The sequence below is a fragment of the Convivina intestini genome (genome assembly GCF_003096575.1).
In the GTDB taxonomy this organism is placed as follows: Bacteria; Bacillota; Bacilli; order Lactobacillales; family Lactobacillaceae; genus Convivina; species Convivina intestini.
The window spans coordinates 13,689-38,074 of the sequence record NZ_QEKT01000009.1 but is presented as its reverse complement, the minus strand read 5'-3'; the positions used below and the strand labels follow the sequence as shown (position 1 = coordinate 38,074).

Below are 24,386 nucleotides of genomic sequence, written 5' to 3'. Positions count from 1 at the left end.
AAAAAACATGGAACTAGTTTATTATCACGGGCTAACAAAAGAGCCCTTTACGACAGCAAAGGTTATCTCTGATTTTAGTGGGGTAGATATCGAAAGTATCAACCGACTAACAAGAACACACAAGGAGCGGTTAAAGAAGTTTGGTAAATTGCATTACTCATTAGAAAAAGTAAAAGATAAAACGGATTTGAAATCCGTTTTAAGTAAGCAACGATCTTCCAAAATTTGGCATTATAACGAGCGACAAGCAACGGTGCTAATCACTTACTTACGAAATACTGATAAGGTGTTGGACTTTAAAGACGCTTTGGTAAATGCCTTTTATGAAATGAAGCAAGAACTTGATAAACGCAGGGTAGAACGGCAAGTAAACCGCCTGCTAAACATTGGGCTGGCTGAGACGATTAAGGAATATCTACCTGACGATAAGCACGCCTACAGTAATTATCACCGCTTAGCATTCTCTTGTACTACTGGCATGACCCAAGCCCAATATAAAAATGCCTATGGGGTGGATGACCCACAAAGTGCCTTGGATAGTGTTCAGAGTCAACGCCTAGAACGAGTTAAGCAGCACATCGCTTTATATATCCAAGATGGCAAAGAGTACCAGGATATTAAGCGTCAGTTACTAGCAGACTTTTAGATAATTTAACGATTTCAAATCGCAAAACCTAATAGATTGCTGATATATGGGGTTTTGGCATTTGAAATGCCGAAACCTAATCGGAATATTGCGACTGTGTGTCGCAGTATTAGCGAATACTTACTCAGGAAAAAGTAAGTATTAAAGCCATTTGAAATGGTAAAAATAGACTAAAAAGGGGATGAAATGACACCACGACAGTTATTAAAGGCCTACTTTACTGGACGAGCACGTATGCTGCTAGCTCATACAGTGACGAGTAACCGCTATGGCCGTGAAAATGCTGAATTTTGGCAGGATGTGATTAATCAGTTTGATCAGTATTTAGACCAACAACCAGCTAAGTTAGTGGACATGCAAAAAGAACACTACCTGCATGGCGTGCCCTTTGGAACGTTTTATAACATTGTGGCACCTACACAGACAATTAATGACATGAATAAGCAACTCATAGCGATAGCAAAAGCTATTAAACAACCAGAGCGATTAAAAGGAATGGAGGTATAAGCATGAGCGTAGCAATGGCACGCACAGCAGAACAATTTGAGGCGTTATTAGCAGCCCAACGCTGGCCTAGGTGGTTGAACTTGAAACAGGCGGCTGAATATTCAGGGTGTGCAGTCGATACCTTTAAACGGCACCTTATTAAAACGGGTCGAGTACAGGCCAAGGTTACTGACTTTGGTAAGCGATACGACCGTGATGAAATTGACCAGGCAATAAAGAACTATTACTAGGAGGTAGTACATGGATCACTTATTTAGTATTTGTAGCAGTGTCGTTGTGTTCTTGGTGGCAATCGTGGCCGCCTATGACATTGGCTATAACACAGGGAAAGACGATACACGTAGGAAATAGGAAAGGGAGAGCATGAAAAAGGGCATAAAAAAAGAACATTCCTCTAAAAGTTTGGCGACTTGGACGGAATGAACTCGATAACAAAGCCTTTTTAATAGCTCTTATACAGGTAATTATAGATGAAATCAGCAACGAATAACAAGGGAAAAGTATCCAATTCTTTATTTTTAGATGTAATTGACGCCACTGGCTTAAAAATGGATCACATTGGCATTCTTTTAGACCATCTTCAGGACGTTATCGAAGACGTGCAGAGTATGCCAACCAACGAAGCCGTATCACAACGTTTAAACCAGCTTTTAGACACTAAATTATTTATTGATAGTGAGGTGGGGGAATTGCTAGACAAACTAGAGCAAGCCACAGTGAAATCACAGGAGGGCAACTAATGGACGACTACACACGGGAAAAGCTAAAAGAAGAACTGGCTCTGATTGATAGTGCTAAGGAATATATAGCCCTGCTACAAAATATTTTGCTAAATGAGTCGGTTAGCTTGCCTACGATCATCCCCGAAAAAGGCCAGCTAGAGAACTTTAAACGGGCTAATTTAATTGTTACAGCTACTAAATTAAGTGGCGCCGTTAGTTGCTGACTGATCACATTGAAACGGCTAGAAACGCCCTAGAGGAGGTAATAGGATGACCGAAGTAAGGATGACCGAAGTAAGGCACCAAGAACAACTTACCGGAATTGAAAAGCGAGTATATGAGTCCTTGCCTATAGGTGCTGCTAACGCTATCAAGGTTAAAGATCTAGCCTTACAGTTACATGTACCGTGGCGCAGGCTCTACACAATTTTGCACGCTCTGGCTAGTCGTGGTTATCTTGTCGGCAGTTCACGTACAAAGCGGGGTGGCGTGTTTAAGATACAGACTAGTTCTGAGTATTGGTATAACGTCCGTATGCTTGAGAAGAACGCTAATAGCTATCGAGAGCGAGCCAACGGTTTACGGCAACACGAAAGGCGGTTTGAGTAATGGCAGCCAATCAATTAGCAGTTATTCAAAGTTATCTGGATTTAGGTGCTTATGTATTCATGGCCTTACCAAACAGCAAACACAACGCTACCGAGGGCGGTTATAAGAACAGCTTTAATAGACTTGCTGATTTACGAGCATGGGTAGCCGATCATCCCCAATATAAGGGCGGTAATATTGGCATTGATTTAGATAAAAGCCCCTTGATTGTGATTGATATGGATAAGCATACGGGCAACGGGGTTCAGTCGCTTGGCCAGTATTTCAAGAGCAATGGTGTAGACCCGGAAAGCCTGCAAGAAACCTATATCGAACGTACGGCAGGCGATGGGTTACATGCCTTTTATCGGCTTAATAACGGTCAGAAACTAAACCACCATATCAAAGCCCTTGAGAGTGTTGATATGTTGACGACTGGGGGTGTGATTGTGGCACCGTCCCAAGTTGATGGAAAAGTATACCGAGCCCTTACACCGCTGAACACGATTAAGCCTGTACCTGATTGGGTTGGAAAGCTGGGAACAACTAAGACCAGCCACAAGCACAGGGAAGCCCGTTACAGCACTGTAGAGCGTTGGGAGATGGTGCGAGATGGCTTTACTACTGGCCAACGAAATGACCAGGCCACTAGCCTATTTGGTTATCTCTTAAATATTAAGGGAATGTTACTAGAAACAGCGACTGAGATTGTCAGTGAGATCAATGCCCGCAGTAATGAGCCACTACCAACTAGCGAGCTTGAGACCATCTTTGTGAGTGTTGCTAAGAAAGAGATCGCTCGAAGAAAGCGAATCAATCAGCAAAGAAAACAATACAAAGGAATGGAGGCTTAATCTATGCCAGATATTGAAGAATTAAGCCGAGAGCTCCAGGAAGTAGAGCAGTATAACTCTGATATTCCTAGTTGGGTCTATATGAACCGTGAGGGTAAAGTTGAAAAAATCGACTTACTAGAGGTTGCTGATTTAATCAAAGAACAAACGCATTTTTTTAACACGTCTAATAACTTATCGGGTTATTACTACAATGGACAATACTGGGTAGCATTAGAAACCAAGGCGAAGCGGGACAACATGCTAAGAAATGAAATCGCTAAGCTACTGGCTACTTATCGCAACCCTAATCGGGTTACCAATGCCTTACAAAATCTATTAGATACAGCGACTAGAGATGATTTAATTGGGATATTTGAGCAACGTCCTGCCCTAGTATCGTTTAAAAATACGGCACTAGATGGCGACACAATGGAGATGTTGCCCAATAGTCCCAGTCTCTATATTCTGGGTGGTTTTAACTTTGACATTAGAGCCAATCAAGCAACTCCACTCACAACTAAGCTTTTTAATCGAGTGTTAGGCGAGAACAGTCAATTCATGCTTGAATTTGTCGGAAGTATGTTTCGTAGAGAATACCAGCCCTTTCAATACCTGGTTATTATTCAGGGGTTAGCCGGTACGGGAAAATCCTTTTTAACTGAAATCATCCGGGCAACAGTAGGACAAGAAAACACGGCCAGTCTATCACTCTTACAACTTGCTACCGAGAAATTTCTCACGGGGATGTTATACGGGAAATTTGCTAACATTAAGAACGATATTGAGAGTAAGTTTATAACAGCCACGGCCACTATTAAAAACGCTACTGGTGATGATACGATGACGGCACAATTTAAGGGCGAGAATGGCTTTCAGTTTATGAACCATGCCAAGCTACTCTTTACCAGCAATGACACCCCACATATCACGCCAGATATTGGTATTGAGCGGCGTGTCATTGTCATACCCGCTGTAGGAGATAAATACACGGGTGCTAAGCAAGACAAAGCGGACTATTTGAAAGAGCGCGGGGCGTTTGTCTACCAAGCTATTAAGGCACAACACGAGGCCATTCAGCGTAATAGTATGAGTATCACGCCCAGTATTGAAGCCACAACTAAGGAATGGTACAGCCAAGGCGATGATATTAAGCAGTGGGCAGAAGAACACCTACAAGTGTGTGAGGGTAGGCGACCAACAGCTAAAAGTATTTACTTTAAATTTGTGCAAGATTTTAAAGACGGAGGCCATAAAGAGCAGGTAACTGATCGAGCATTTTTAAAACGGCTGCAAGAAATTGGGTATACCATTAAGCCTGCTGCGTCTGTAAGCCAATTAGATGAAGAGCCAAATAAAGTAAGGCGTAGGATTATAAATTTTAGGTATATGGACTAAATTAGTTAGGTTTTTAGGGTTTTATCTAGCGTTTTTCGAAAAAGTTTAGACTTATTTTAGAGTGCAAACCGTTGGGGCTCTAAGCCCTTTAGATGTTTTAGACATTATTTTATATCTTAAGAAAAAATAATAGGTATATATAAAAGAATATATTTATAAGGAATTGAGAATATGTCTAAAATCGACAAACGACTTACAGCCCCAAGGCATACAGGTCTAAAAAATGTCTAAATAAAGTGTAAAAACACCCCTAAAAACCAAAAATAACACCGTTACACTGTACAGATTGGCAGATATAGGGCAGAATAAAAGTGTTTTAGTTACTGTTAGTTGCTAATAGTGATTAAAGCACCTTTTTTCATCCCCAATTACTGCATTCTGTACATAGCTGATAGGACTTAGAAAGCTATAAAAGGTAACTAGACCAATGTATGTAAGAGAGATTGAAACGAAAAAAGGTAAGGTCTGGGAGATTCAAGGCTATCTAGGTAGACAGCCAGACAATACCCCAGCCAAAGCAAAGAAACGAGGTTTTAGCAGTAAACGCAGTGCCTTAACTTGGCTCAACAACGAAAAAGTACTGTTTGAAGCTGGCCAAAGTAAGTACAACAAAAAAGAGCTACCTGATGTTCTCACGATCAGACAACTCTATGAGATGTGGCTGGACACTTACCAGTACACGGTAGAAGAAAGTACCCTAAACAAAACGTTAAGAATATTTAGGCTGTACATCCTACCTTTTTGGGGCAACACACTGGCCAACGATGTAAAGCCTTTAGCCTTACAGCAATATGTTAACACATTACAAAGTAAGATTATTTATTACCGTAAAGCAGTGGGATATTTTCGTAAGTTGTTAGATATGGCTGTGCGCTTTGGTATGCTGGCTAGTAATCCTTTTGATCAGATTGATTTACCTAAACAACGCAAGGTATCAGATTTAAAGCCTAAGTTTATGGATGTTGACGAGTTTAAGGCCTTTATCGAGGTGTTAGATAGTCAATACTCTAAAATCAATCAGCAAGCCTATACGTTATTAAGATTAGCCGCCTTTACGGGGATGAGAACTGAGGAGTTACTAGCGTTACAATGGCAGCACATTGACTTTGAACATAACTATATTCATATCGAGCAGGCGCTAGGACGTGGCCTAAATGGTGGTACTTATATCAAAGCGCCTAAGTCGCGAACTAGTCAAAGAACGCTCAAGATTGATAGTGAGATGATGAGGATACTAGCTAGATGGTTTGAGTCCAGCATTTATAATAGCCCGACTGATTATGTGTTTAATCACGACGGTAAGACTTTGCAGGTACTAAGGCCGAATAAATGGCTACACGATGTGTCAGCAAGATATAGCGTAGCTAGTGGCCTATCAATGCACAAGTTACGACATACCTGGGCAACTTTGGCATTAGATCGAGGGGCAACCATTAAACAAGTTCAAACCTATCTGGGTCATGCAGACGCCTCAATCACTTTGAATGTTTATAGTGAAATAACGAGGCAAGCTAGTGATAATACAGCCGAACTATTGAGCGGTTTAATTGACTAAAACGCCCCGTAAAAGTTCCCATAAACGTGTAAGCGTTGATATAACAGCATTATATATACTCCCTCTGGGGCTATAAAAGGCTATCTACTGTACAAAGCAGTAGATAGCCTTTCTTTTTTTGTATTCGTTGATATGACAGACTTTATATCCGTTTTATTGGCCCAAGCTAAATCAATTTTTAGAACGGAGTGTTACAAATTATTTAATCAACAATACCGTTTTTAAAAATAAAAATAATACCAATCATATAATTAATTTCCGCCCCACTATTCATAGAAAATACTATTTAAATTCAAAAATATGAAAATGAAAGTATACAATTGAAAATTTTCATGTATACTAAATGTAATAAATCTAAGGAGAATTGCATATGTCATTTGAAGAAAAGCTAGATGCTACCAAGGATCAATTGGAAGGAAAGGCTAAAGAAGCCCAGGGGAAGGCCAAGGAATTGGCTACTGATGCCAAAGATGCAGCTAAGAATTTTGCTGAAAAAGCCAAAGAACAACTAGACCAAATTACTAAGAAATAGTATGAAAAAGGTTTCGGTTTAATTGTCATAAAGCGAAACCTTTTTTGTTGTTTTACGGGAATGATGATAATTTCGGAGAATAAACATGAAAAATTTTTTCAATGAGTTTAAAACCTTTATCACCAAAGGAAATATTTTTGACCTAGCCGTTGGTGTAATTGTCGGTACAGCCTTTGTCGCCTTAGTAAAGTCATTAACGACTAATTTAATTAACCCTTTGATCGGCGTTTTTACTGGCCAAGCATCGAGTTTATCGAATTTGAAGTTGGTTGTTACTGACAATCTCGTCTTTAGTTATGGCGCATTTTTAAATGATTTCATCAACTTCTTGATTACTGCCTTGGTGGTCTTCGTGTTGGTTAAGATTATCAATAAATACATGATTAAGCCTAAAGAAGAAACTACAAAGCCCAATCAAGAATTGTTGGTCTTACAAGAAATTAGAGACATTATTGCTAATTCAAAATAAGCTGGTTGGCTATTTTGGATTAATAGTTTAAAAAAGCTCGATGAAAATGATATGAACCTCGGAATTTGGACAAACTAAGTTTCGAGATTTTTATCAAAATAATCGAGCTTTTTGAATATGTAGGGGACTTACATCATCAGTAAAGTTGAAATGTATGACAGTAGCAATGCTCATTTAGGAAATGTATTTGCTGGTGAAAGCCCTATGTACGCGTCCGGAGACGTGTTAGTTAGAATTGGATTTGTATATCAAGAGATACACGTAGTTGGCTTTTAACGTGATCCCTAGCACGTATGTAATGGGACTTATATCTGAAATAGCGTGCAGATTGGTAGGAACACTAAGTACTTTCAGAATGCCCATTGATGGTGTTAATTAGTTGGTCATCCGCCCAGGTATGTAAATTAGGACTTATACCAACGGTCTATCTGAGCATAGACATCGGTGAAAAGAGGAGTTGATGTATACCGTTGGTGGCCTAATGATGCTAGGACTTACAGCACTGGTCATAAAGTTGAAAGAGCTATTGGGTTTATGTTGAGAGATATAACAGACCAGTGAAAGCCTATATGTAGTGGGACTTGTATCACTAGTAGCATTAATTCTAGTGACGAAATAGATAAATGGATGACCAGTGAATGCCCACTGCTATTGGAAATTATTCAAAATTAATAATAACTTGGACCAGCTTGCCGATAATTTTAATCGGTGAGCTGTTTTTCTCAAAGTCGTGATAACGATACTCTAGGGTTTTAAAACTATCGGATAACCAGGTGTCAGATTCGAGCCGAATTCGGTCGGGATAACTATAGACATGCCGGAGTGTGGCCGCTTCAATTCCGATAATGACGGCTTCAATATCGCCATTCATTATTTTAGAGGGAGTGACTTTAGCTAAAATAGCAATCGCTCCTTTAGGAATAATGCGATTCATGCCATCGGTTCGTACTCGAAAAGCTAAGAGATTTTCTAAACCATACTTGGTCAATAAATCATCATTAACCCGAATACGACCGTCGATATCTTCTTGGGCTCCTTGAGGATAACCGCTGGATATTTGTCGATAAACTGGTAAGAAATCATTGCTTTTAGGCATTGAAATTTCGGAAGTGGTTAATAAATGGGGTTGAATGATGCCTGCGGCACTAAGCATTTCCTCGTTTGAAACCCGTAAACCATGGGCTAATTTATATAGCGTTTCGGGTTTGGGGATGTTGCGCTTAGCATTTTCAAGTTGTGATATGTATGAATTAGCCATGCCTGCCTGTAAAGCGACTTGTCGAATCGAAAAGCCCTTTGCCAGGCGAATATTTCGGATTGTATTGCCAAAATTTTTGTTTGTAGATACCATGTTGCTGTCCTGCCGTGTTACGAATCTTAGTTTAGAGGTGCAACAAAATCATATACCAAAAATGGATAAATTATGAATAAAACCCCAGTAAAAGTACTTGCAAATAAATAACTACCGACGTATTTAGCATGAGATTATTAGAAATAATTGGGACAAATCAAAAAGAAAATAATTGGGATGTAATTCTTGAAAAAAAGAAATGGAAGCGTTATCATCAAGGTGGAAAAAGTTAGGAGGATAACGTAATGAAGAAAGTTGCGATGGTTACTGGTGGTGGACAAGGTATCGGAGAGGCGATTGTTAGGCGTTTATCCGATGATGGCTTTGCTGTTGCAGTAGCTGATTTGAATTTAGAAACAGCTCAAGGCGTAGCCCAGTCTATTAATGACAATGGTGGTCAAGCGACCGCCGTGCAAGTTGATGTATCTGATCGGGATAGTGTTTTTGCGGCAGTGCAACAGACCGCTGATGCTTTCGGTGATTTCAATGTATTGGTTAGCAACGCCGGTTTAGGCCCTACGACACCAATTGATACGATTACTCCAAAACAATTTGACTTGGTTTACCATGTCAATGTTGGCGGTGTTTTGTGGGGTATCCAAGCTGCTCATGAGATGTTTAAAAAGTTTGGTCATGGCGGTAAGATTATCAATGCTACTTCACAAGCGGGGGTAGTTGGTAACCCTAATTTGGCCTTGTACAGTGGTACTAAGTTTGCTGTACGTGGGGTGACTCAGGTTGCTGCCCGTGACTTGGCAGCCGAGGATATTACGGTCAATGCTTATGCACCCGGTATTGTTGATACGCCAATGATGCGTGATATTGCTCACCAAGTTGGTGCTAATGCTGGTAAAGATGATGCTTGGGGTATGCAAAGCTTCGCTAAAGATATCGCTTTGGGTCGTTTGTCTCAGGCTAGTGATGTGGCGAACGCAGTTGCTTTCTTGGCTGGACCAGATTCAGATTATATTACTGGTCAAACCCTTGAAGTTGATGGTGGTATGCAGTTCCATTAATCCTTAATAATTAGTTAATAAAAAACTTTCAGTCCATTTAGTTGGATTGAAAGTTTTTTTGTTAAAATAGGCTACAATACGCAGTAATAAGTGGAACAAGGAGACAAGTACATGAACGAATTAGTCAAGGTAGAACTCGACGATATCCTCACCCTACAAAAAATTGGCATGGAAACCTTTGCGGATACTTTTGGTACTGCAGATAATCAGGCTAATTTAGCCCAGTATTTTCAAGAAAATTATAACGTAGATCAAATAGCCCAAGAACTTGCTAATCCAGAGAGTCAATTCCAGTTTCTTTATCATAAAGGGCATTTAGCTGGCTATATGAAAGTGAATGTTGGACAGGCGCAGTCTGAATTTCAACAGGAAAACGGACTAGAAATTCAGCGTTTGTATATCAAAAAGGAATACAAACGCTTGGGGTTGGGCAGTCAACTAATCAACAATGCTATTGAACAAGGGAAACAGCTAAATAAAGACTATGTTTGGTTAGGTGTCTGGGAACATAACGCCAAGGCAATTCGTTTCTATGAAAAAATGAATTTTCATGCATTTAGTGAACATGATTTTACCTTTGGAGAAGAAATTCAACGCGATATTCTAGTACGACGGGAACTTGTTTAAAACCCACATCCACTAAGTGCGCGCAATTAGGTGAAAATACGATAACAATTGTTACATTTTGATTGCAGTTTTTTTATTTTTAGTAGCAGATTTAGAATAGGCCAATAAAACATGATACAATTTTTTTACCAACTCGTATTGTATTACGGGTCTACGGAGCATTAGATTGGCTTTTGACTACAGGACTGTTTTTTATCAGGACAGTAACAAAGATTTACAACACTCCAAAATTCTACTTATTATCGTAGTTATAATGTAAGTCCAATGGCGATAAGCACCCAACTCTGGGTGCTTTTTTATTGTCCATTTTCGCGTAACCAAGGGCGTTCAGAGTGTTCACTCTCGGTTAAGATCCGGTGTAGGGTTGCTTGGGCTTGCGGGACAAACATAACTGGCTCCGGATTTACCGGTACGAATTGTAAATCTAAGGTTTCAGTGCCATCTTTTTGTAAAGAACCACCAACTTGGCGGACTTCAAAACCAATCCCGATGGTTTCCTGGGCATCTCCCCAGGAATTTTTTTCAGTAATATTAGTGGATAATCCTAACATTCGGACAACTTCGACGTCCAAATTGGTTTCTTCTTTAAACTCACGTACGACGGCCTGCATGGGCGAATCGCCATATTCTAGGTAACCGCCAGGAAAGCCCCAACCGTGATCGGAATCCCAACGTTTTTCTAGTAAGATAGCAGTGTGCTCTGGATTCCAAAGAACCCCAAAAGCTGATACAAAAATCATGCCTTCATGCCCAACTTTGGCCCGCATCCGGGCGATATAATTTTCTTCCATGAATTAATGCCTCTGTCTATTATTTTTCTTTCATCTTATCAAAATTAGGGACGGGTATGGGAACGTTAATCGTAGGTATTTAGGAGCATGTTATACTACTAAGAGTGTTTTAAACAGAAAATATGGAGTTACTATGACAAATCAAAAACCAGCGGTTTGGTATGAGCATTTACATACTGAAAAGCACACGGGTGCTCGTCGTGGCCGGATTCATACACCTCATGGTGTTTTTGAAACGCCAATGTTTATGCCAGTCGGGACCCAGGGGGCAGTTAAGGGTGTTGATGCCCGGACCTTAAAAGAAATTGGTTCTCAATTTATTTTGAGTAATACTTATCATCTCTGGGTGCGACCAGGAGATGAATTAATCGCTGAAGCCGGCGGATTGCACAAATATATGGGTTGGGATCAGGCAATTTTGACTGATTCGGGTGGTTTTCAAGTATTCTCCTTGTCGGATGCTCGTAAATTAAAAGAAGAAGGGGTTACCTTCCAAAACCACGTGAATGGGGATCGAATGTTCTTGTCGCCTGAAGTGGCCATGCGAATCCAAAATAATCTAGGTTCGGATGTGATGATGCAATTAGATGAAGCCATTCCATATTTTGAACCCTATGATTATGTGAAGGAATCGATGCAGCGATCCTTGCGTTGGGCGGACCGGGCTCAGCAGTACCATAAAAAAACGGATAGTCAGGCCTTGTTTGGGATTGTACAGGGGGCTGGCTTTCGGGCTTTACGAACTGAATCAGCGCAAGAATTAGTTAAAATGGATTTACCTGGGTATGCCGTTGGGGGTCTTTCAGTCGGAGAATCTAAGACGGAAATGAACCGAGTGCTTGATTTTACTATGCCACTTTTACCAGAAGATAAACCGCGTTACTTGATGGGCGTGGCCGCACCGGACTCTTTGATTGATAGTGTTATGCGTGGAATTGATATGTTTGATTGTGTCCTACCAACTCGAATTGGCCGTAAAGGGACCTTAATGACCCGCCATGGTCGGGTAGTGATTCGCAATTCTAAGTATAAAAATGACTTTACGCCAATTGATGCTGATTTATCCTACTACTCTGATAATGCCATCCGTACCAATCAATTTGGCAATTTAGCCCAGTATGATATTCCGGGTTACAATCCTTTCCAGACTTTAACACGGTCCTATCTACATCATTTATTTAATGCCCATGAATTATTGGGCGCTCAGATTGCTTCGGCCCACAATTTGCGCTTCTTATTGCAGTTTATGGAAGATATGCGACGGGCAATTGAAAATGATGAATTATTAGAATTCCGTGAACAAGTGATGGAAGAGTATGGTTACAATAAACCAAATGCCCGTCTATTCTAAAGTTTGTTATAATTGTTGTTAAGAAAAATAAGGAAGTGTTTTATTTATGTCAACTAGTTTAATTTTGCCCCTAGTTTTGATTATTGCCATGTTGTTTTTCATGTCACGGAATCAAAAGAAGCAACGGGCTCGTCAAGAAGAAATGAAGAATAACTTGAAGAGCGGGGCTCACGTGGTGACTATCGGTGGGATGCATGCCGTAGTTGAAAGTGTTGATACTGAAAAGCAAACGGTTGATTTAAACGCCGAGGGTGTGATTTTAACTTTTGATTTGACAGCTATTCGCACGGTTAAGGCTGTTGAAACCACTCAAGCTGCACCAGCAGCGGCTACTGATGATTCAACTGCTCCTAAGGAAGTCAGCGAATCAACCACTGATTCACAAAGCACTGCGACTCAGACTGAATCTGAAAAGTAATGATTGATTGTTTAAAGAGGCCTTTGGCCTCTTTTTTAGTAAAGTTGAGCGGGTTAAGTTTGATTGTGTTAAGATTATGGCTACTCTGACTGGAAAATAATTCCAGTTCGCTGGAAGGGGATTATTATGCAAATTCTACTTGGGCATGCTAAAAAGTATCGCCTTGAAATATTTTTTACTGTCTTAGCAGTAATGATTATGGCGGCAGCTTCACTTTGGCAGCCGCACCTACTTCAAAAAATGATTTCAGCGATTATTGCTGATAATCAAAATCAAGTGATCGAATATGGAATTCAATTGGTGGGATTGGCGGTAATTGGCATTGTTGCCGGCGTCCTTAATACCGTTCTGGCCGCTAAGGTGTCTCAGTCAATTGCGGCTGACATTCGGGCGGAACAATATCGTAAAATCCAAACTTTTTCTTTTGGTAATATTGAAACTTTTTCGGCCGGAAACTTAGTGGTCCGGATGACTAATGATGTCAATCAGGTACAACAGCTAATTATGACCCTATTGCAATCTTTGTTGCGGATTCCCATCTTATTTGTGGGTGCGGTGATTTTGGCCATTGTCACCATTCCTAGTTTGTGGTGGATTGTGGTCTTAATGATTGCTGCTATCTTACTATCCTCGCAGGGAATCTTTAAGCAGATGGGGAAATATTTCTTTAAAATACAAAATTTAATTGATTTGAATAATACCTTGGCCAAAGAAAATCTACAAGGGGTTCGAGTAGTCAAGTCATTTAACCAAGAAGCCAGTGAAATTGAACGTTTTTCAAATAATACCGATGACTTAGTAGATGTCAATATTAAAATTGGCTATCTATTTAACTTCTTGTTTCCAATTTTTATGGTGATTTCGTATTTGGCGATTGGAACAGCCTTGTTGTTAGTCGGACAGGATATTGTGGGCCACCCAGATAATTTAGCGGCGATTACGCCCTTTATTTCCTATGTAATGCAAATTTTGTTTGCCATTATGATTGGTGGGATGGTTTCAACTTTTGCTTCACGTGGTTTTGTTTCTTTAGGGCGAATTCAAGCGGTTTTGTCGACTGAACCTGATATTGTCTATGACGCTAAGGCACCGGAAGAAATGCTAACTGGGGATGTTAGTTTTAAACATGTAAGTTTTACTTACCCGGGTGATGACCAACCGGCCTTAAAGGATATTTCTTTTGATATCAAGGCCGGTGAAATGGTCGGAATTGTCGGTGCGACTGGTTCCGGTAAAACGACTTTGGCGCAGTTGATACCTCGTTTATATGACCCGACACAAGGAGAGGTAGCGGTTGGTAATATTGATTTAAAACAGGTTAATGAGCGTTCCTTACGGCAAGCCGTATCCTTGGTGTTACAAAAAGCGATTCTATTCTCGGGGTCAATTGCCGATAATCTGCGGCATGGTAATCCGCAAGCTAATACCGATGATATGAAACGGGCGGCCACGATTGCTCAAGCGGCTGAATTTATCGATCGTTATGAAGATGGTTTTAATCATGAAGTTGATGAACGCTCTTCCAATTTTTCAGGTGGGCAAAAGCAACGTTTGTCAATTGCTCGAGGGGTGATTGGCAAACCCAAGGTCTTAATCTTAGATGATTCAACTTCTGCTCTGGATGCCCGCAGTGAAAAATTAGTACAAGAAGCTTTAAATCGTGATTTACAGGGGACTACAACGCTAATTATTGCCGAAAAAATTAGTTCGGTTATTCATGCTGATCGAATTTTAGTCTTAGATCAAGGTCAACTAGTGGCCGTTGGTAATCATCATGAACTACTAAATTCCTCACCAATTTACCGTGAAATTTATGAAACTCAAAAGGCAAAGGAGGACTAACAATGCGTGAATTTACGCAAGCAGTTGCCTATTTTTATAATTATTTAAAACGCTATTGGCGAGGCCTATTATTTGCTATCATTGCGGTTTTGGTGGGAACTTATGCCCAAATCAAAGCACCGGTGTATCTCGGCCAGGCCATTACCGCTTTGGCGACCTATTTGGGTGAGTATTTGAACCCAATGACGCATCATCAGGCTAGTATGAATAGCTTTTATAATGCTCTGTGGGCCATGGTCTTCTTTTATGGTTTAACGGAAATCGGTTTGGTGGCCTCGGGGTTAATTACCAGTCGGATTAGTGCTAAGTCAACTGGGGAAATGCGCGTCAGTCTTTTTTCTAAGTTGCAAAAAATGACGATTCGTTATTTTGACACGCATCAAGACGGTAAAATTCTTTCATTATTTACTTCGGACTTAGATAATATTTTTAATGCCATGAATCAGGCGATTTTTCAGGTGGTTTCTCAGGGGCTGTTGTTCTTAGGTGTCATCTGGATGATGTTTGAACAAAGTGCCACCATGGCCTGGGTAACCATGGCATTGACACCGGTAGCGATTTTAGTGGCTTTAGTTATCATTCGCCGGGCTCGTTATCACATTACCCATCAACAGCAAGCAATTAGTCGGATGAATGGCTACATTAACGAGCAGGTTAACGGTGAGAAAATTATCATTACCGAAGGCCTGCAACAAGAATCAATTCGTAATTTTGATCCATTTAATGAAAAAGTTAAAGAAGAGACCTATAAAGGTCAGGTTTATTCCGGAATGCTCATGCCTTTGATGCAAGGCTTATCTTTACTAAACTTGGCGATTGTCATTTTCTTTGGTTCCTGGTTAGTCTTGCATAGTGGCATGAATAAAGCGGCTGGCTTAGGCTTAGTGGTTGTTTTCGTTAATTATTCCCAACAGTACTATCAGCCCATTAGCCAATTGACTTCAATCTATAATATGTTACAGTTGGCCATTACTGGTGCGGGTCGTTTAACTAAGGTAAAAGCTGAACCGGAAGAAGTTGATCAAGCCCGTGGTACGGTTTTGCCGTCTTTAAAAAATAGCGTACAGTTAGATCAAGTTCGTTTTGGTTACAATGCTCAACAAGAAATCTTGCACGATGTATCAATTGATGTTCAAAAGGGCCAGATGGTGGCTTTAGTTGGGCCAACTGGTTCTGGTAAAACGACAGTGATGAACTTGTTAAATCGCTTTTATGATGTTAATAGCGGGCAGATAACCTTTGATGGGACCGATATTCGTGAGGTTGATTTAAAATCTCTCAGAGATCAGGTTGGCATTGTTTTACAAGAATCAGTGATTTTTAGTCGTTCGATTGCCGAAAATATTAAATTTGGTAAGCCAAGTGCGACTGACGAAGAAATGATTGCGGCCGCTAAGCAGGCTAATATTCATGAATTTATTATGTCCCTACCAGAGGGTTATCAGACGCGGGTTAGTGATGAAAACTCGGTTTTCTCAACGGGACAAAAGCAATTATTATCGATTGCGCGGACAATTCTAACCAATCCCGATTTCTTAATTTTGGATGAAGCCACTTCCAATGTGGATACTGTGACGGAAACAAAAATTCAAGAAGCGATGAATAATGTGATTGCCGGCAGGACTAGTTTTGTGATTGCCCACCGTTTAAAAACAATTCTAGGTGCTGATAAAATTGTGGTCTTAAAAGATGGCCGGGTTATTGAGCAGGGAACCCATGATCAATTATTGGCTGAACATGGTTTTTATGCCGATTTGTATCATAATCAGATGGTCTTTGAATAAGACTAAAAAGCGCTCCAGTCGTATTGACGGAAGCGCTTTTTACATTGGAATGGTTTTTTAATAATGATATACTAGCATTACTGCCGTCACTTAATCTGATTCAAATATTGGGGTTAATTATGAAAATAGGAATATTTACCGACACCTATCTACCACAGGTAAGTGGGGTTGTCACTTCCATTCAAACACTAAAAGATGCCTTAGAGGCGCAAGGTCATGAGGTATATATTTTTACCGCTACTGACCCTAAAATTGCTAAGGATGCGGATGAAACGCATGTGTATCGCTTTTCTAGTATGCCATACTTCGGTTATAAAGACCGTCGTGTTACCTTTCGAGGTTTGATTCAAACTGTTGAAATTGGTAAAGAATTAAACCTAGATATTATTCATACACAAACAGAATTTTCTTTGGGTTTGATGGGTAAATTTGTTGCTCGTCGATTGAAAATACCAGTGGTACATACGTATCATACGATGTATGAAGATTACACGAATTACTTTGCCCGGGGCATGTTGCTAAAGCCTAGTGGGGTTGGTCCTTTGGTAAAGGCCTATTTGAAGGGAATGTCTGGGGTGGTTGCGCCTTCGCAATTAGTCCGGGATACTTTGATTCGTTATGGCGTGACTGATATTCCAATTCCAGTTATTCCGACTGGGGTTGCCTTACCAGACGTGAAAGAGGATCAGGTCGATTTGCGTGCCAAATACGGGTTTACGCCCGAACAGCCAGTGGTATTGTCATTGGGACGATTAGCACCTGAAAAAAATATTACCATGACAATTTCGGCTTTTTCTGAGCTATTGCAGTCTTATCCAGATGCCCAGTTAGTGATTGCTGGCGATGGACCAGCCCGTAAAACTTTAGAAGAACAGGTCGATGATTTAGATTTGCAAGATCACATTACCTTTGCCGGTATGGTAGGGCATGATGAAGTTTATGATTACTACCGGATGGCCAATGTTTTTGTCAGCTCTTCTGATTCTGAGACCCAAGGCTTGACCTTTATTGAGGCCATGGCGGCTGATCGTCCCTTTGTAGCCATTCATTCACCTTACTTAGATAATTTGGTGGATAGTCCGGCGATTGGGACTTTAGTTGATGACTATGATGAGTTTTTACAAGGAATTGAATTTTACTTAAACAATCCTCAAACAGCTGCTGATAGTCAAATTCGTAAAGAAAAAATGTATAACGTCGATGCGAATACCTTTGCTACCCGGGTCGTTAACTTTTATCAAGAAGTGTTGGAAAATTATCGCTCAACGCAAACTTCTGATGAAGATAAAGAAGAATATTTGAATGACGAAGAGATTGGCTACATTAAGCGAATTTTGCGCAATCCCTTCCGGAGAAACTAACTTGAAAGTACTTTTATATTTTGAAAACCAAAAATTGATTTCTAAGTCTGGTATTGGCCGGGCGATGCGTTTACAACAAGAAGCTTTATCGCATACCAATGTGGAGGTTACGACTGATCCGCATTGTAGTGATTATGATGTGTTGCATATTAATACTTATGGCGTTAACAGTATGCATATGGTTCGTCGGGCGCGTCGAATGGGTAAAAAAGTGGTTTACCACGCTCATTCAACTTATGAGGACTTTCGTAACTCTTTCGTAGGTTCCAACTGGATTGCCCCTTTTTATAAGCATCATTTAGTCTCATTATATCGTCAGGGGGATGCGCTAATTACGCCGACGCCATATTCTAAAAGTCTATTGCGCAGCTATGGTTTAACGCAGCCAATTTATCCAATTTCAAATGGGATTAATTTGGCTAAATATGCGCAATCTAGTGATAAAGTCGCTAAATTTCGAGAACATTTTAATTTAACCCCTGATCAAAAAACAGTCATTAGTGTCGGTTTGTTTTTTGAACGTAAAGGAATTTTTGATTTTGTTCAATTAGCGGAAAATAATCCGAATATTACTTTTATCTGGTTTGGCTATACTGATCCTAAGTTGATTCCAGCCAAAGTCCGACGGGTGGTTGAGGGTGCTCATCCAAAAAATCTGATTTTCGCTGGTTACATCACGGGGGATGTTATTTTGGGTGCCTATCAGGGGGCTGATTTATTCTTATATCCTTCTTTTGAAGAAACCGAAGGGATTGTTGTTTTGGAGGCATTGGCCTCTAAGCAAAATACTTTGATTCGAGATATTCCGGTGTATGACCCTTGGTTAACGGACCAAAAGAATTGTTACAAGGCCAAAGACGTCGCTGAATTTCAAACCAAGATGGATGCTATCTTAAATGGGCAAGCTCCTGATTTAACCGAGGCTGGTTATCAAGTCGCTCAAGCACGCGATTTAGCAGTCATTGGACAGCAATTAGCCCAAACTTATGATAAAGTCCTTAGTCAATAATATGACTAATAGCAAGGAGAAAATGATGTCAAAACGTAATCAGATTTCTGCTGGTATCGTAGTCATACTAACGGCGATTACGGTTTATTATTTAGTTCAAGAGCTAAAAGGGAAGGGTAAACAACTCGAAGAGGCCTTACGCGTTTTAGATTGGCGCTGGTTGGCTGCCGGATTAGTCATGATGGTGGTTTCCATCCTCTTGGAGGCCATGGCCACGCGGGCCTTAATGAATGCTAAGGATCAAGAACATATTCACTGGACTACTTTAATTAAGGTCCCGCTGATGAACCTATTGGGTAGTGGATTAACGCCCTTTGCGAGTGGGGGTCAGCCGGCCCAGTTGTTGGCTTTAGCCAAGGCTAAAATTGAAACCGGGCGGGCTTTATCAACTATTTTAATGAAATTTTTAGTCTACCAGATTGTGGTTGTCCTTTTTTTTATCGTCGCCTACGGTGCTGCTGATAATTTTATTTACCAATATGTTGACCACACTTTTGCTGAATTTATTCCTTTTGCGATTTTTATTCATGCCATTGTGATTGTGGGGATTTTGCTGGTAATGTTTTGGCCGGCCTTTACGTTAAAATTGGTTCATTTGACGGCGCGTTTGATTGGTCACTTTACCAGTCCGAAACACTATCAAAAAATTGTTGACAGTATCGAAGTGAAAATCAATAATTTTCATTTTGAGTCCCGCCGGGTTATTAAAAATAAACGGGCCTTGTTAGAATCGACTTTTTGGACAATATTACAGCTAGTTGTGTTCTATATGATTCCTTATTTTGTGATTCGAGCCTTCGGTTATCCTGAGGTGAATCCGTGGTTAATTGTGACGATGAACATTATGATTGTCATGGTGATTTCACTCTTCCCCGTTCCTGGTGGTGTTGGTGGGGCTGAACTGAGTTTTAAGTTACTCTTTACGCCCTTTGTTAGTAACCCAGCTACCTTGATTTTAGTAATTCTGCTATGGCGTTTGATTACTTACTACTTTGGTATTTTTGCTGGTATAATTGCCTATATTTTGCCAACTAAGCAGTATGATTAAAAGAGGTGATAAAGATGCCTTTAGGTTCACCAACTAGTGATTTAAAACAGATTATGACCCGGTTACGGGCGATGACTGAGTCTACTAATGATACGCATCAGTTACGCCGTTTTGAAGTTTATGGCGTTGAGGTCTTGCAGGTAAGTTACGATCAGACCCAAGGCCTATGGCGGGTCCGGGAACATCGTCAATTCCGTGAGTTTGAGTTTGATGATATCGACCTAGTGGCGATTGAAATATATGATGTATTGCACGATATGCAGTTGGTTTTCTGAACGGATTAATTTATTGAGGAAAAAATATGATGTCCTTTTTGAAACAGGTGTTAAGCCCAAAACAGTGGTGGCAACAAATTAAGAAAACAACGGATTCTTCCGCACCCATCGTTTGGTTTTTTATCCTAAATGTTATTTTAGTTTGGGTTAAAACCTATGTTAATTATTTGATGAATTTTAACTTAGGGGTTGTGGGACCGATTCAACAATTTTTGTTAATTTTAAATCCCATTCCAACGGCAATTATTTTATTGAGTCTAGCCTTGTATTTCCGAGGTGCGCTTAGTTATTGGCTGGCGATTGTCATGAATTTGATTCAATCAATGTGGCTGTTTGCTAACGTTTTGTACTATCGTGAATTTTCGGACTTTTTATCAATTGGTATTATTGGATCGGGTAGTTCGACTGGGAATAATCTAGGTAAATCAATTGTGGCAATTATTCATTTGTCTGATTATTTGATTTTCTTAGATATTATCTTGCTGATTCTTTTATTGATTTTCCGTCAAATTAAAATTGATAAAAAAGGCATCCAAAAACGATACGCCGTTTTAACTACTCTGTTAGGAGTGGTTCTGATGTTTGTTGATTATGGGATTGCTTCGGTTGATCGTTCGGGTCTGCTAACACGTTCTTTTGATAACAATTATATTGTGAAGTATTTAGGACTTAATGAGTATGTGGTTTTCAATGCTGTCCAAACTTACAACCAATCCAATAGTCGAAAACAGGCTAAACCAGCTGATTTAAAGAAAATTCAGGCCTTTACGACTCAAAATCAAACGCCCGCTAATGTACAATATTACGGCACGCAAAAGGGTAAAAATGTCTTTGTCATTCATTTGGAATCCTTCCAACAGTTTTTAATTGATTACAAGGTTGATGGTCAAGAAGTAACGCCTAATTTGAACCAGTTCTACCATGATCAAAATACGCTGAGTTATGATAATTTTTACAATCAAGTTGGTCAAGGAAAGACTTCCGATGCGGAAATGATGCAGGAAAATAGTCTTTATGGTTTGGCCACTGGTTCAGCAATGGTTAAGTATGGCACCAACAATACCTTTGAGGCCATGCCAGCTGTTTTGGCACAGCAGGGCTATACTTCGGCTGCCTTTCACGGAGATGTGGGCACTTTCTGGAATCGAAATAATACCTATAAGTCCTTTGGTTATAACTATTATTTCTCTAAAGAGTTTTATCCTAATGCTAAAAAATCAAGTAACAACGTTGGTTATGGTTTGAAGGATAAGATTTTCCTTAAGGATTCGGCCCAGTATATTGAACAGTTACCGCAACCGTTTTATGCAAAGTTGATTACAGTAACCAACCACTATCCATATGAATTAGATAAGCAAAATATTGCCTTCCCAGCTACCAAAACCGGTGACAATACGGTTGATGGCTACGTCCAGACAGCCCATTATTTGGACCAAGCTTTTGGTGAATTCATTGATTATATGAAGAAGGCTGGTTTGTATGATAATTCGGTCTTTGTTCTTTATGGTGATCATTACGGTATTTCCGAAAACCATCAGCCAGCAATTGCCCAGTTGTTAGGTAAGAGTAGTGTGAATAATTACGATTTAGCTCAGTTCCAAAAGGTACCGTTTATGATTCATGCGACTGGTCTTGAGGGTGGCGTTGATCATACTTATGGTGGTGAAATCGATATGATGCCAACCTTGCTAGATTTGCTGGGGGTTCCTACTAATGGAATGACCATGTTTGGCCACGATTTGTTGTCTAAGGCGGATTCGCAAGTAGTTGTATTTCGGAGTGGTGATTGGGTAACACCAAAGTATATGAAGTACCGTAACCAGTACTTTAATACGGAAACTGGTGAGACTCTAAATATTAATCAGGATCCAGAGTTGAAGGCTGCTGCTAAAAAGGCTCAGGATTATGCTGATAAATCGCTATCTTACTCGGATAAAATTATTACAGGGGATTTGCTTCGCTTTGACACTTCGCGTAGTAATTTCCATGCTGTGAATAAAAAAGACTTTGACTACCAAAAATCGGCTGCCTTAAAAATCTTAAAGCGTAATCAAGAAAGTAATCCATCCAGTGTATTGGCAAAAAATAATGGTCATTCTAGTACCAGTGACTATACTACCGATGCGCCTGAATATAGTAATGGTAATGCTAAATAAGCACTTGGCGAGCAAGTCGTTCATTAGAACGCTTGTTCGTTTTTTGTTATAATAAGGCTTAACAAAGTAAATGACAGTGGGGCGTACATGATTACACAAGAGGATAACCACCAATTTGAAGTGGTATCAAAGTATCAACCAACCGGTGATCAACCTAAGGCGATTAATAAGCTGGTTGATGGTCTTAAAGCTGGTGTTAAGGAACAAATTTTATTAGGAGCAACTGGAACGGGAAAAACTTTCACCATTTCCAACGTAATTGCCCAAAATAACAAACCAACCTTAGTTTTAAGTCATAACAAGACTTTAGCCGGACAACTTTATAGTGAGTTAAAAGAATTTTTCCCCAATAGTGCGGTAGAATACTTCGTTTCTTATTATGATTATTATCAACCCGAAGCGTATGTACCCAGTTCGGATACCTTTATTGAAAAAGATTCTTCGGTCAACGATGAAATTGATAAATTACGGAACTCAGCGACTAGTTCACTGTTTGAGCGTAATGATACGATTGTGGTGGCTTCGGTTAGTTCAATTTTTGGATTGGGGGATCCCCGTCAGTATCAAGATCACGTGATTAGCTTGCGAGTCGGTCGGGAGTACGGTCGAACTCAGTTGATGCGGGATTTGGTCGACGTACAATTTACCCGTAATGATTTAGATTTTCAGCGTGGAACTTTCCGAGTACGGGGGGATGTTGTCGAAATTTTCCCAGCTTCGCAAGATGAAATTGCCTTACGAATTGAATTTTTTGGCGATGAGATTGACCGTATCCGAGAAATTAATTCTTTGACTGGTGAGACAGTTAGTGAACGCGATCATGTGGCTATTTTCCCAGCCAAGCACTTTATGACTGATGATGAACGGATGAAGGCGGCCTTGATTGGTATCCGGGGCGAAATGGAGGAGCAGGTTAAGGCCTTTGAGTCTGAAGGGAAGTTATTAGAAGCCCAACGAATTAAACAGCGGACTGAGTATGATTTGGCTATGTTAGCTGAAATGGGTTTTACCAGTGGAATTGAGAATTACTCACGCTGGATGGATGGTCGTCAAGCCGGCGAAGCGCCCTTTACCTTGCTTGATTTCTTTCCCAAGGATTTTTTAATTGTTGTCGATGAAAGTCACGTTACCATGCCGCAGGTACGAGGAATGTACAATGGTGATCGAGCCCGTAAGCAGACCTTGGTTGATTATGGATTCCGTTTGCCATCAGCCTTAGACAATCGACCTTTGAAATTACCTGAATTTGAAAAACATGTTCATCAAATTATTTATATGTCAGCGACACCGGGGGATTATGAGTTAGCTCGGGTACCCAAGGCTGACATCGTGGAGCAAATTATTCGGCCAACCGGTCTACTAGATCCTACGATTGAAGTTCGTCCAGTTATGGGCCAGGTTGATGATTTAGTGGCTGAAATTAATAAACGAGCCGAAGCTGATGAGCGAGTTTTCATTACAACTTTGACGAAACGAATGTCCGAAGATTTGACGGACTATTTCAAGGACTTGGGCATTAAGGTGGCTTATTTACATTCTGATATTAAAACTTTAGAGCGGACAGCCATTATTCGAGATTTGCGTTTAGGTAAGTATGATGTCTTAGTTGGAATTAATCTTTTACGAGAAGGAATTGATGTGCCTGAAACCTCTTTAGTTGCTATTTTGGACGCTGATAAAGAAGGTTTCTTGCGTAATCCTCGTTCCTTAATTCAAACGATTGGGCGAGCTGCTCGTAACCAAAATGGTCATGTCATTATGTATGCCGATAAGGTGACTAAATCGATGCAAGAAGCCATGGATGAGACCCAGCGACGGCGTGATATTCAAATCGCCTATAACAAAGAACATGGGATTACCCCAACGACGATTAAAAAAGATATTAGAGACTTAATTACCGTTACCCATGCTGTTGATCATAGTGATGATCAACTTGATTTGACTAAGGTTGCTTTTAATGACTTACCTCGTGATGAACAAAACACGATCTTAGAAAATATGACGGGTCAAATGAAGGCCGCAGCCAAAGATCTTGACTTTGAAACGGCTGCCAATTTACGGGACAGTATTATGACTTTAAAGGCTCAAGCCGGACTATAAGGGGAAG

The 24,386-nt window shown here is 40.2% G+C and carries 25 protein-coding genes; 23 read left to right on the top strand and 2 right to left on the bottom strand.

The window, feature by feature from the left end; genetic code table 11:
- Positions 1 to 7: 7 nt before the first annotated feature.
- The 11 genes from C7384_RS06855 (at position 8) to mscL (ending at position 7,250) form a co-directional block, all read left to right on the top strand.
- Entirely contained in the window at positions 8 to 646 is a 639-nt protein-coding gene (locus C7384_RS06855) for a Rha family transcriptional regulator (RefSeq protein ID WP_089939345.1), read from the top strand.
- Positions 647 to 832: 186 nt separating this feature from the next.
- Complete coding sequence (locus tag C7384_RS06850) at positions 833 to 1,153, top strand: hypothetical protein (protein ID WP_089939347.1); 321 nt, start codon at positions 833 to 835, stop codon at positions 1,151 to 1,153.
- Positions 1,154 to 1,155: 2 nt separating this feature from the next.
- Positions 1,156 to 1,383 (top strand): hypothetical protein, encoded by a 228-nt coding sequence (locus C7384_RS06845; RefSeq protein ID WP_243400728.1) that lies wholly within the window; start codon positions 1,156 to 1,158, stop codon positions 1,381 to 1,383.
- A 240-nt stretch (positions 1,384 to 1,623) separates the two neighbouring features.
- On the top strand, positions 1,624 to 1,893 hold the full coding sequence (locus C7384_RS06840) for a hypothetical protein (RefSeq protein WP_089939349.1): 270 nt from the start codon (positions 1,624 to 1,626) through the stop codon (positions 1,891 to 1,893).
- Positions 1,893 to 2,099 (top strand): hypothetical protein, encoded by a 207-nt coding sequence (locus tag C7384_RS06835; protein WP_089939351.1) that lies wholly within the window; start codon positions 1,893 to 1,895, stop codon positions 2,097 to 2,099. Before C7384_RS06840 ends, C7384_RS06835 begins: the two co-directional genes overlap by 1 nt.
- A 46-nt stretch (positions 2,100 to 2,145) precedes the next feature.
- Positions 2,146 to 2,484: a hypothetical protein gene (locus C7384_RS06830; protein ID WP_089939353.1), complete on the top strand. Its 339-nt coding sequence runs from the start codon at positions 2,146 to 2,148 to the stop codon at positions 2,482 to 2,484.
- Positions 2,484 to 3,317, top strand: a complete 834-nt coding sequence (locus tag C7384_RS06825) for a bifunctional DNA primase/polymerase (RefSeq protein ID WP_089939355.1) — start codon at positions 2,484 to 2,486, stop codon at positions 3,315 to 3,317. The genes C7384_RS06830 and C7384_RS06825 overlap by 1 nt, the downstream gene beginning before the upstream one ends.
- 3 nt (positions 3,318 to 3,320) lie before the next feature.
- Positions 3,321 to 4,694 carry a DNA primase family protein gene (locus C7384_RS06820; RefSeq protein ID WP_089939357.1) on the top strand — a complete coding sequence of 458 codons (1,374 nt, stop codon included), beginning with the start codon at positions 3,321 to 3,323 and terminating at the stop codon, positions 4,692 to 4,694.
- A 427-nt stretch (positions 4,695 to 5,121) separates the two neighbouring features.
- The gene (locus tag C7384_RS06815; RefSeq protein ID WP_089939359.1) at positions 5,122 to 6,249 is read left to right on the top strand and encodes a tyrosine-type recombinase/integrase; all 1,128 of its coding nucleotides are present in this window, start codon (positions 5,122 to 5,124) and stop codon (positions 6,247 to 6,249) included.
- Between the two features lie 370 nt (positions 6,250 to 6,619).
- A complete protein-coding gene (locus tag C7384_RS08155) occupies positions 6,620 to 6,781 on the top strand; it encodes a hypothetical protein (protein WP_165806796.1) in 162 nt (53 codons plus the stop codon).
- An 85-nt stretch (positions 6,782 to 6,866) separates the two neighbouring features.
- Positions 6,867 to 7,250: a large conductance mechanosensitive channel protein MscL gene (gene mscL / locus C7384_RS06810; RefSeq protein WP_089939361.1), complete on the top strand. Its 384-nt coding sequence runs from the start codon at positions 6,867 to 6,869 to the stop codon at positions 7,248 to 7,250.
- A 658-nt stretch (positions 7,251 to 7,908) separates the two neighbouring features.
- Here the strand turns inward: mscL and C7384_RS06805 are convergent.
- Positions 7,909 to 8,601 carry a helix-turn-helix domain-containing protein gene (locus C7384_RS06805; RefSeq protein WP_089939363.1) on the bottom strand — a complete coding sequence of 231 codons (693 nt, stop codon included), beginning with the start codon at positions 8,599 to 8,601 and terminating at the stop codon, positions 7,909 to 7,911.
- Between the two features lie 245 nt (positions 8,602 to 8,846).
- On the opposite strand from C7384_RS06805, the gene C7384_RS06800 reads away from it, so the two are divergent.
- The gene (locus C7384_RS06800) at positions 8,847 to 9,617 is read left to right on the top strand and encodes a (S)-acetoin forming diacetyl reductase (RefSeq protein WP_089939364.1); all 771 of its coding nucleotides are present in this window, start codon (positions 8,847 to 8,849) and stop codon (positions 9,615 to 9,617) included.
- Positions 9,618 to 9,728: 111 nt separating this feature from the next.
- Entirely contained in the window at positions 9,729 to 10,244 is a 516-nt protein-coding gene (locus tag C7384_RS06795) for a GNAT family N-acetyltransferase (protein ID WP_089939366.1), read from the top strand.
- A gap of 296 nt (positions 10,245 to 10,540) precedes the next feature.
- Here C7384_RS06795 and C7384_RS06790 read toward each other — a convergent pair whose 3' ends face one another.
- Positions 10,541 to 11,035 carry an NUDIX domain-containing protein gene (locus tag C7384_RS06790; RefSeq protein ID WP_089939368.1) on the bottom strand — a complete coding sequence of 165 codons (495 nt, stop codon included), beginning with the start codon at positions 11,033 to 11,035 and terminating at the stop codon, positions 10,541 to 10,543.
- 133 nt (positions 11,036 to 11,168) lie between these two features.
- On the opposite strand from C7384_RS06790, the gene tgt reads away from it, so the two are divergent.
- The 10 genes from tgt (at position 11,169) to uvrB (ending at position 24,379) form a co-directional block, all read left to right on the top strand.
- Positions 11,169 to 12,386 carry a tRNA guanosine(34) transglycosylase Tgt gene (tgt, locus tag C7384_RS06785; protein WP_089939370.1) on the top strand — a complete coding sequence of 406 codons (1,218 nt, stop codon included), beginning with the start codon at positions 11,169 to 11,171 and terminating at the stop codon, positions 12,384 to 12,386.
- 46 nt (positions 12,387 to 12,432) lie between these two features.
- A complete protein-coding gene (gene yajC / locus C7384_RS06780; protein ID WP_089939372.1) occupies positions 12,433 to 12,804 on the top strand; it encodes a preprotein translocase subunit YajC in 372 nt (123 codons plus the stop codon).
- Positions 12,805 to 12,930: 126 nt separating this feature from the next.
- A complete protein-coding gene (locus C7384_RS06775) occupies positions 12,931 to 14,646 on the top strand; it encodes an ABC transporter ATP-binding protein (protein ID WP_089939373.1) in 1,716 nt (571 codons plus the stop codon).
- 2 nt (positions 14,647 to 14,648) lie between these two features.
- Positions 14,649 to 16,430: an ABC transporter ATP-binding protein gene (locus C7384_RS06770; protein WP_089939375.1), complete on the top strand. Its 1,782-nt coding sequence runs from the start codon at positions 14,649 to 14,651 to the stop codon at positions 16,428 to 16,430.
- Positions 16,431 to 16,549: 119 nt separating this feature from the next.
- The gene (locus C7384_RS06765; protein ID WP_089939377.1) at positions 16,550 to 17,791 is read left to right on the top strand and encodes a glycosyltransferase family 4 protein; all 1,242 of its coding nucleotides are present in this window, start codon (positions 16,550 to 16,552) and stop codon (positions 17,789 to 17,791) included.
- A gap of 1 nt (position 17,792) precedes the next feature.
- Positions 17,793 to 18,800 (top strand): LTA glycolipid anchor biosynthesis glycosyltransferase, IagA/BgsA family, encoded by a 1,008-nt coding sequence (locus tag C7384_RS06760; RefSeq protein WP_089939378.1) that lies wholly within the window; start codon positions 17,793 to 17,795, stop codon positions 18,798 to 18,800.
- A 25-nt stretch (positions 18,801 to 18,825) separates the two neighbouring features.
- Positions 18,826 to 19,848 carry a lysylphosphatidylglycerol synthase transmembrane domain-containing protein gene (locus tag C7384_RS06755; protein ID WP_089939380.1) on the top strand — a complete coding sequence of 341 codons (1,023 nt, stop codon included), beginning with the start codon at positions 18,826 to 18,828 and terminating at the stop codon, positions 19,846 to 19,848.
- A 14-nt stretch (positions 19,849 to 19,862) separates the two neighbouring features.
- Complete coding sequence (locus C7384_RS06750) at positions 19,863 to 20,123, top strand: DUF1797 family protein (protein ID WP_089939382.1); 261 nt, start codon at positions 19,863 to 19,865, stop codon at positions 20,121 to 20,123.
- 26 nt (positions 20,124 to 20,149) lie between these two features.
- Positions 20,150 to 22,279 carry an LTA synthase family protein gene (locus C7384_RS06745; RefSeq protein ID WP_089939384.1) on the top strand — a complete coding sequence of 710 codons (2,130 nt, stop codon included), beginning with the start codon at positions 20,150 to 20,152 and terminating at the stop codon, positions 22,277 to 22,279.
- Positions 22,280 to 22,366: 87 nt separating this feature from the next.
- Positions 22,367 to 24,379: an excinuclease ABC subunit UvrB gene (uvrB, locus tag C7384_RS06740; RefSeq protein ID WP_089939386.1), complete on the top strand. Its 2,013-nt coding sequence runs from the start codon at positions 22,367 to 22,369 to the stop codon at positions 24,377 to 24,379.
- Positions 24,380 to 24,386 lie beyond the last annotated feature (7 nt).

Coding starts and splice junctions, on each gene's coding strand:
- C7384_RS06840 (WP_089939349.1), top strand. CDS start 1,624: ATGAAATCAGCAACGAATAACAAGGGAAAAGTATCCAATTCTTTATTT.
- C7384_RS06765 (WP_089939377.1), top strand. CDS start 16,550: ATGAAAATAGGAATATTTACCGACACCTATCTACCACAGGTAAGTGGG.
- yajC (WP_089939372.1), top strand. CDS start 12,433: ATGTCAACTAGTTTAATTTTGCCCCTAGTTTTGATTATTGCCATGTTG.
- C7384_RS06795 (WP_089939366.1), top strand. CDS start 9,729: ATGAACGAATTAGTCAAGGTAGAACTCGACGATATCCTCACCCTACAA.
- C7384_RS06775 (WP_089939373.1), top strand. CDS start 12,931: ATGCAAATTCTACTTGGGCATGCTAAAAAGTATCGCCTTGAAATATTT.
- uvrB (WP_089939386.1), top strand. CDS start 22,367: ATGATTACACAAGAGGATAACCACCAATTTGAAGTGGTATCAAAGTAT.
- C7384_RS06790 (WP_089939368.1), bottom strand. CDS start 11,035: ATGGAAGAAAATTATATCGCCCGGATGCGGGCCAAAGTTGGGCATGAA.
- C7384_RS06830 (WP_089939353.1), top strand. CDS start 2,146: ATGACCGAAGTAAGGATGACCGAAGTAAGGCACCAAGAACAACTTACC.
- C7384_RS06755 (WP_089939380.1), top strand. CDS start 18,826: ATGTCAAAACGTAATCAGATTTCTGCTGGTATCGTAGTCATACTAACG.
- C7384_RS06820 (WP_089939357.1), top strand. CDS start 3,321: ATGCCAGATATTGAAGAATTAAGCCGAGAGCTCCAGGAAGTAGAGCAG.
- C7384_RS06855 (WP_089939345.1), top strand. CDS start 8: ATGGAACTAGTTTATTATCACGGGCTAACAAAAGAGCCCTTTACGACA.
- C7384_RS06845 (WP_243400728.1), top strand. CDS start 1,156: ATGAGCGTAGCAATGGCACGCACAGCAGAACAATTTGAGGCGTTATTA.
- C7384_RS06835 (WP_089939351.1), top strand. CDS start 1,893: ATGGACGACTACACACGGGAAAAGCTAAAAGAAGAACTGGCTCTGATT.
- C7384_RS06805 (WP_089939363.1), bottom strand. CDS start 8,601: ATGGTATCTACAAACAAAAATTTTGGCAATACAATCCGAAATATTCGC.
- mscL (WP_089939361.1), top strand. CDS start 6,867: ATGAAAAATTTTTTCAATGAGTTTAAAACCTTTATCACCAAAGGAAAT.
- C7384_RS06815 (WP_089939359.1), top strand. CDS start 5,122: ATGTATGTAAGAGAGATTGAAACGAAAAAAGGTAAGGTCTGGGAGATT.
- C7384_RS06770 (WP_089939375.1), top strand. CDS start 14,649: ATGCGTGAATTTACGCAAGCAGTTGCCTATTTTTATAATTATTTAAAA.
- C7384_RS06750 (WP_089939382.1), top strand. CDS start 19,863: ATGCCTTTAGGTTCACCAACTAGTGATTTAAAACAGATTATGACCCGG.
- C7384_RS06825 (WP_089939355.1), top strand. CDS start 2,484: ATGGCAGCCAATCAATTAGCAGTTATTCAAAGTTATCTGGATTTAGGT.
- tgt (WP_089939370.1), top strand. CDS start 11,169: ATGACAAATCAAAAACCAGCGGTTTGGTATGAGCATTTACATACTGAA.
- C7384_RS08155 (WP_165806796.1), top strand. CDS start 6,620: ATGTCATTTGAAGAAAAGCTAGATGCTACCAAGGATCAATTGGAAGGA.
- C7384_RS06745 (WP_089939384.1), top strand. CDS start 20,150: ATGATGTCCTTTTTGAAACAGGTGTTAAGCCCAAAACAGTGGTGGCAA.
- C7384_RS06850 (WP_089939347.1), top strand. CDS start 833: ATGACACCACGACAGTTATTAAAGGCCTACTTTACTGGACGAGCACGT.
- C7384_RS06800 (WP_089939364.1), top strand. CDS start 8,847: ATGAAGAAAGTTGCGATGGTTACTGGTGGTGGACAAGGTATCGGAGAG.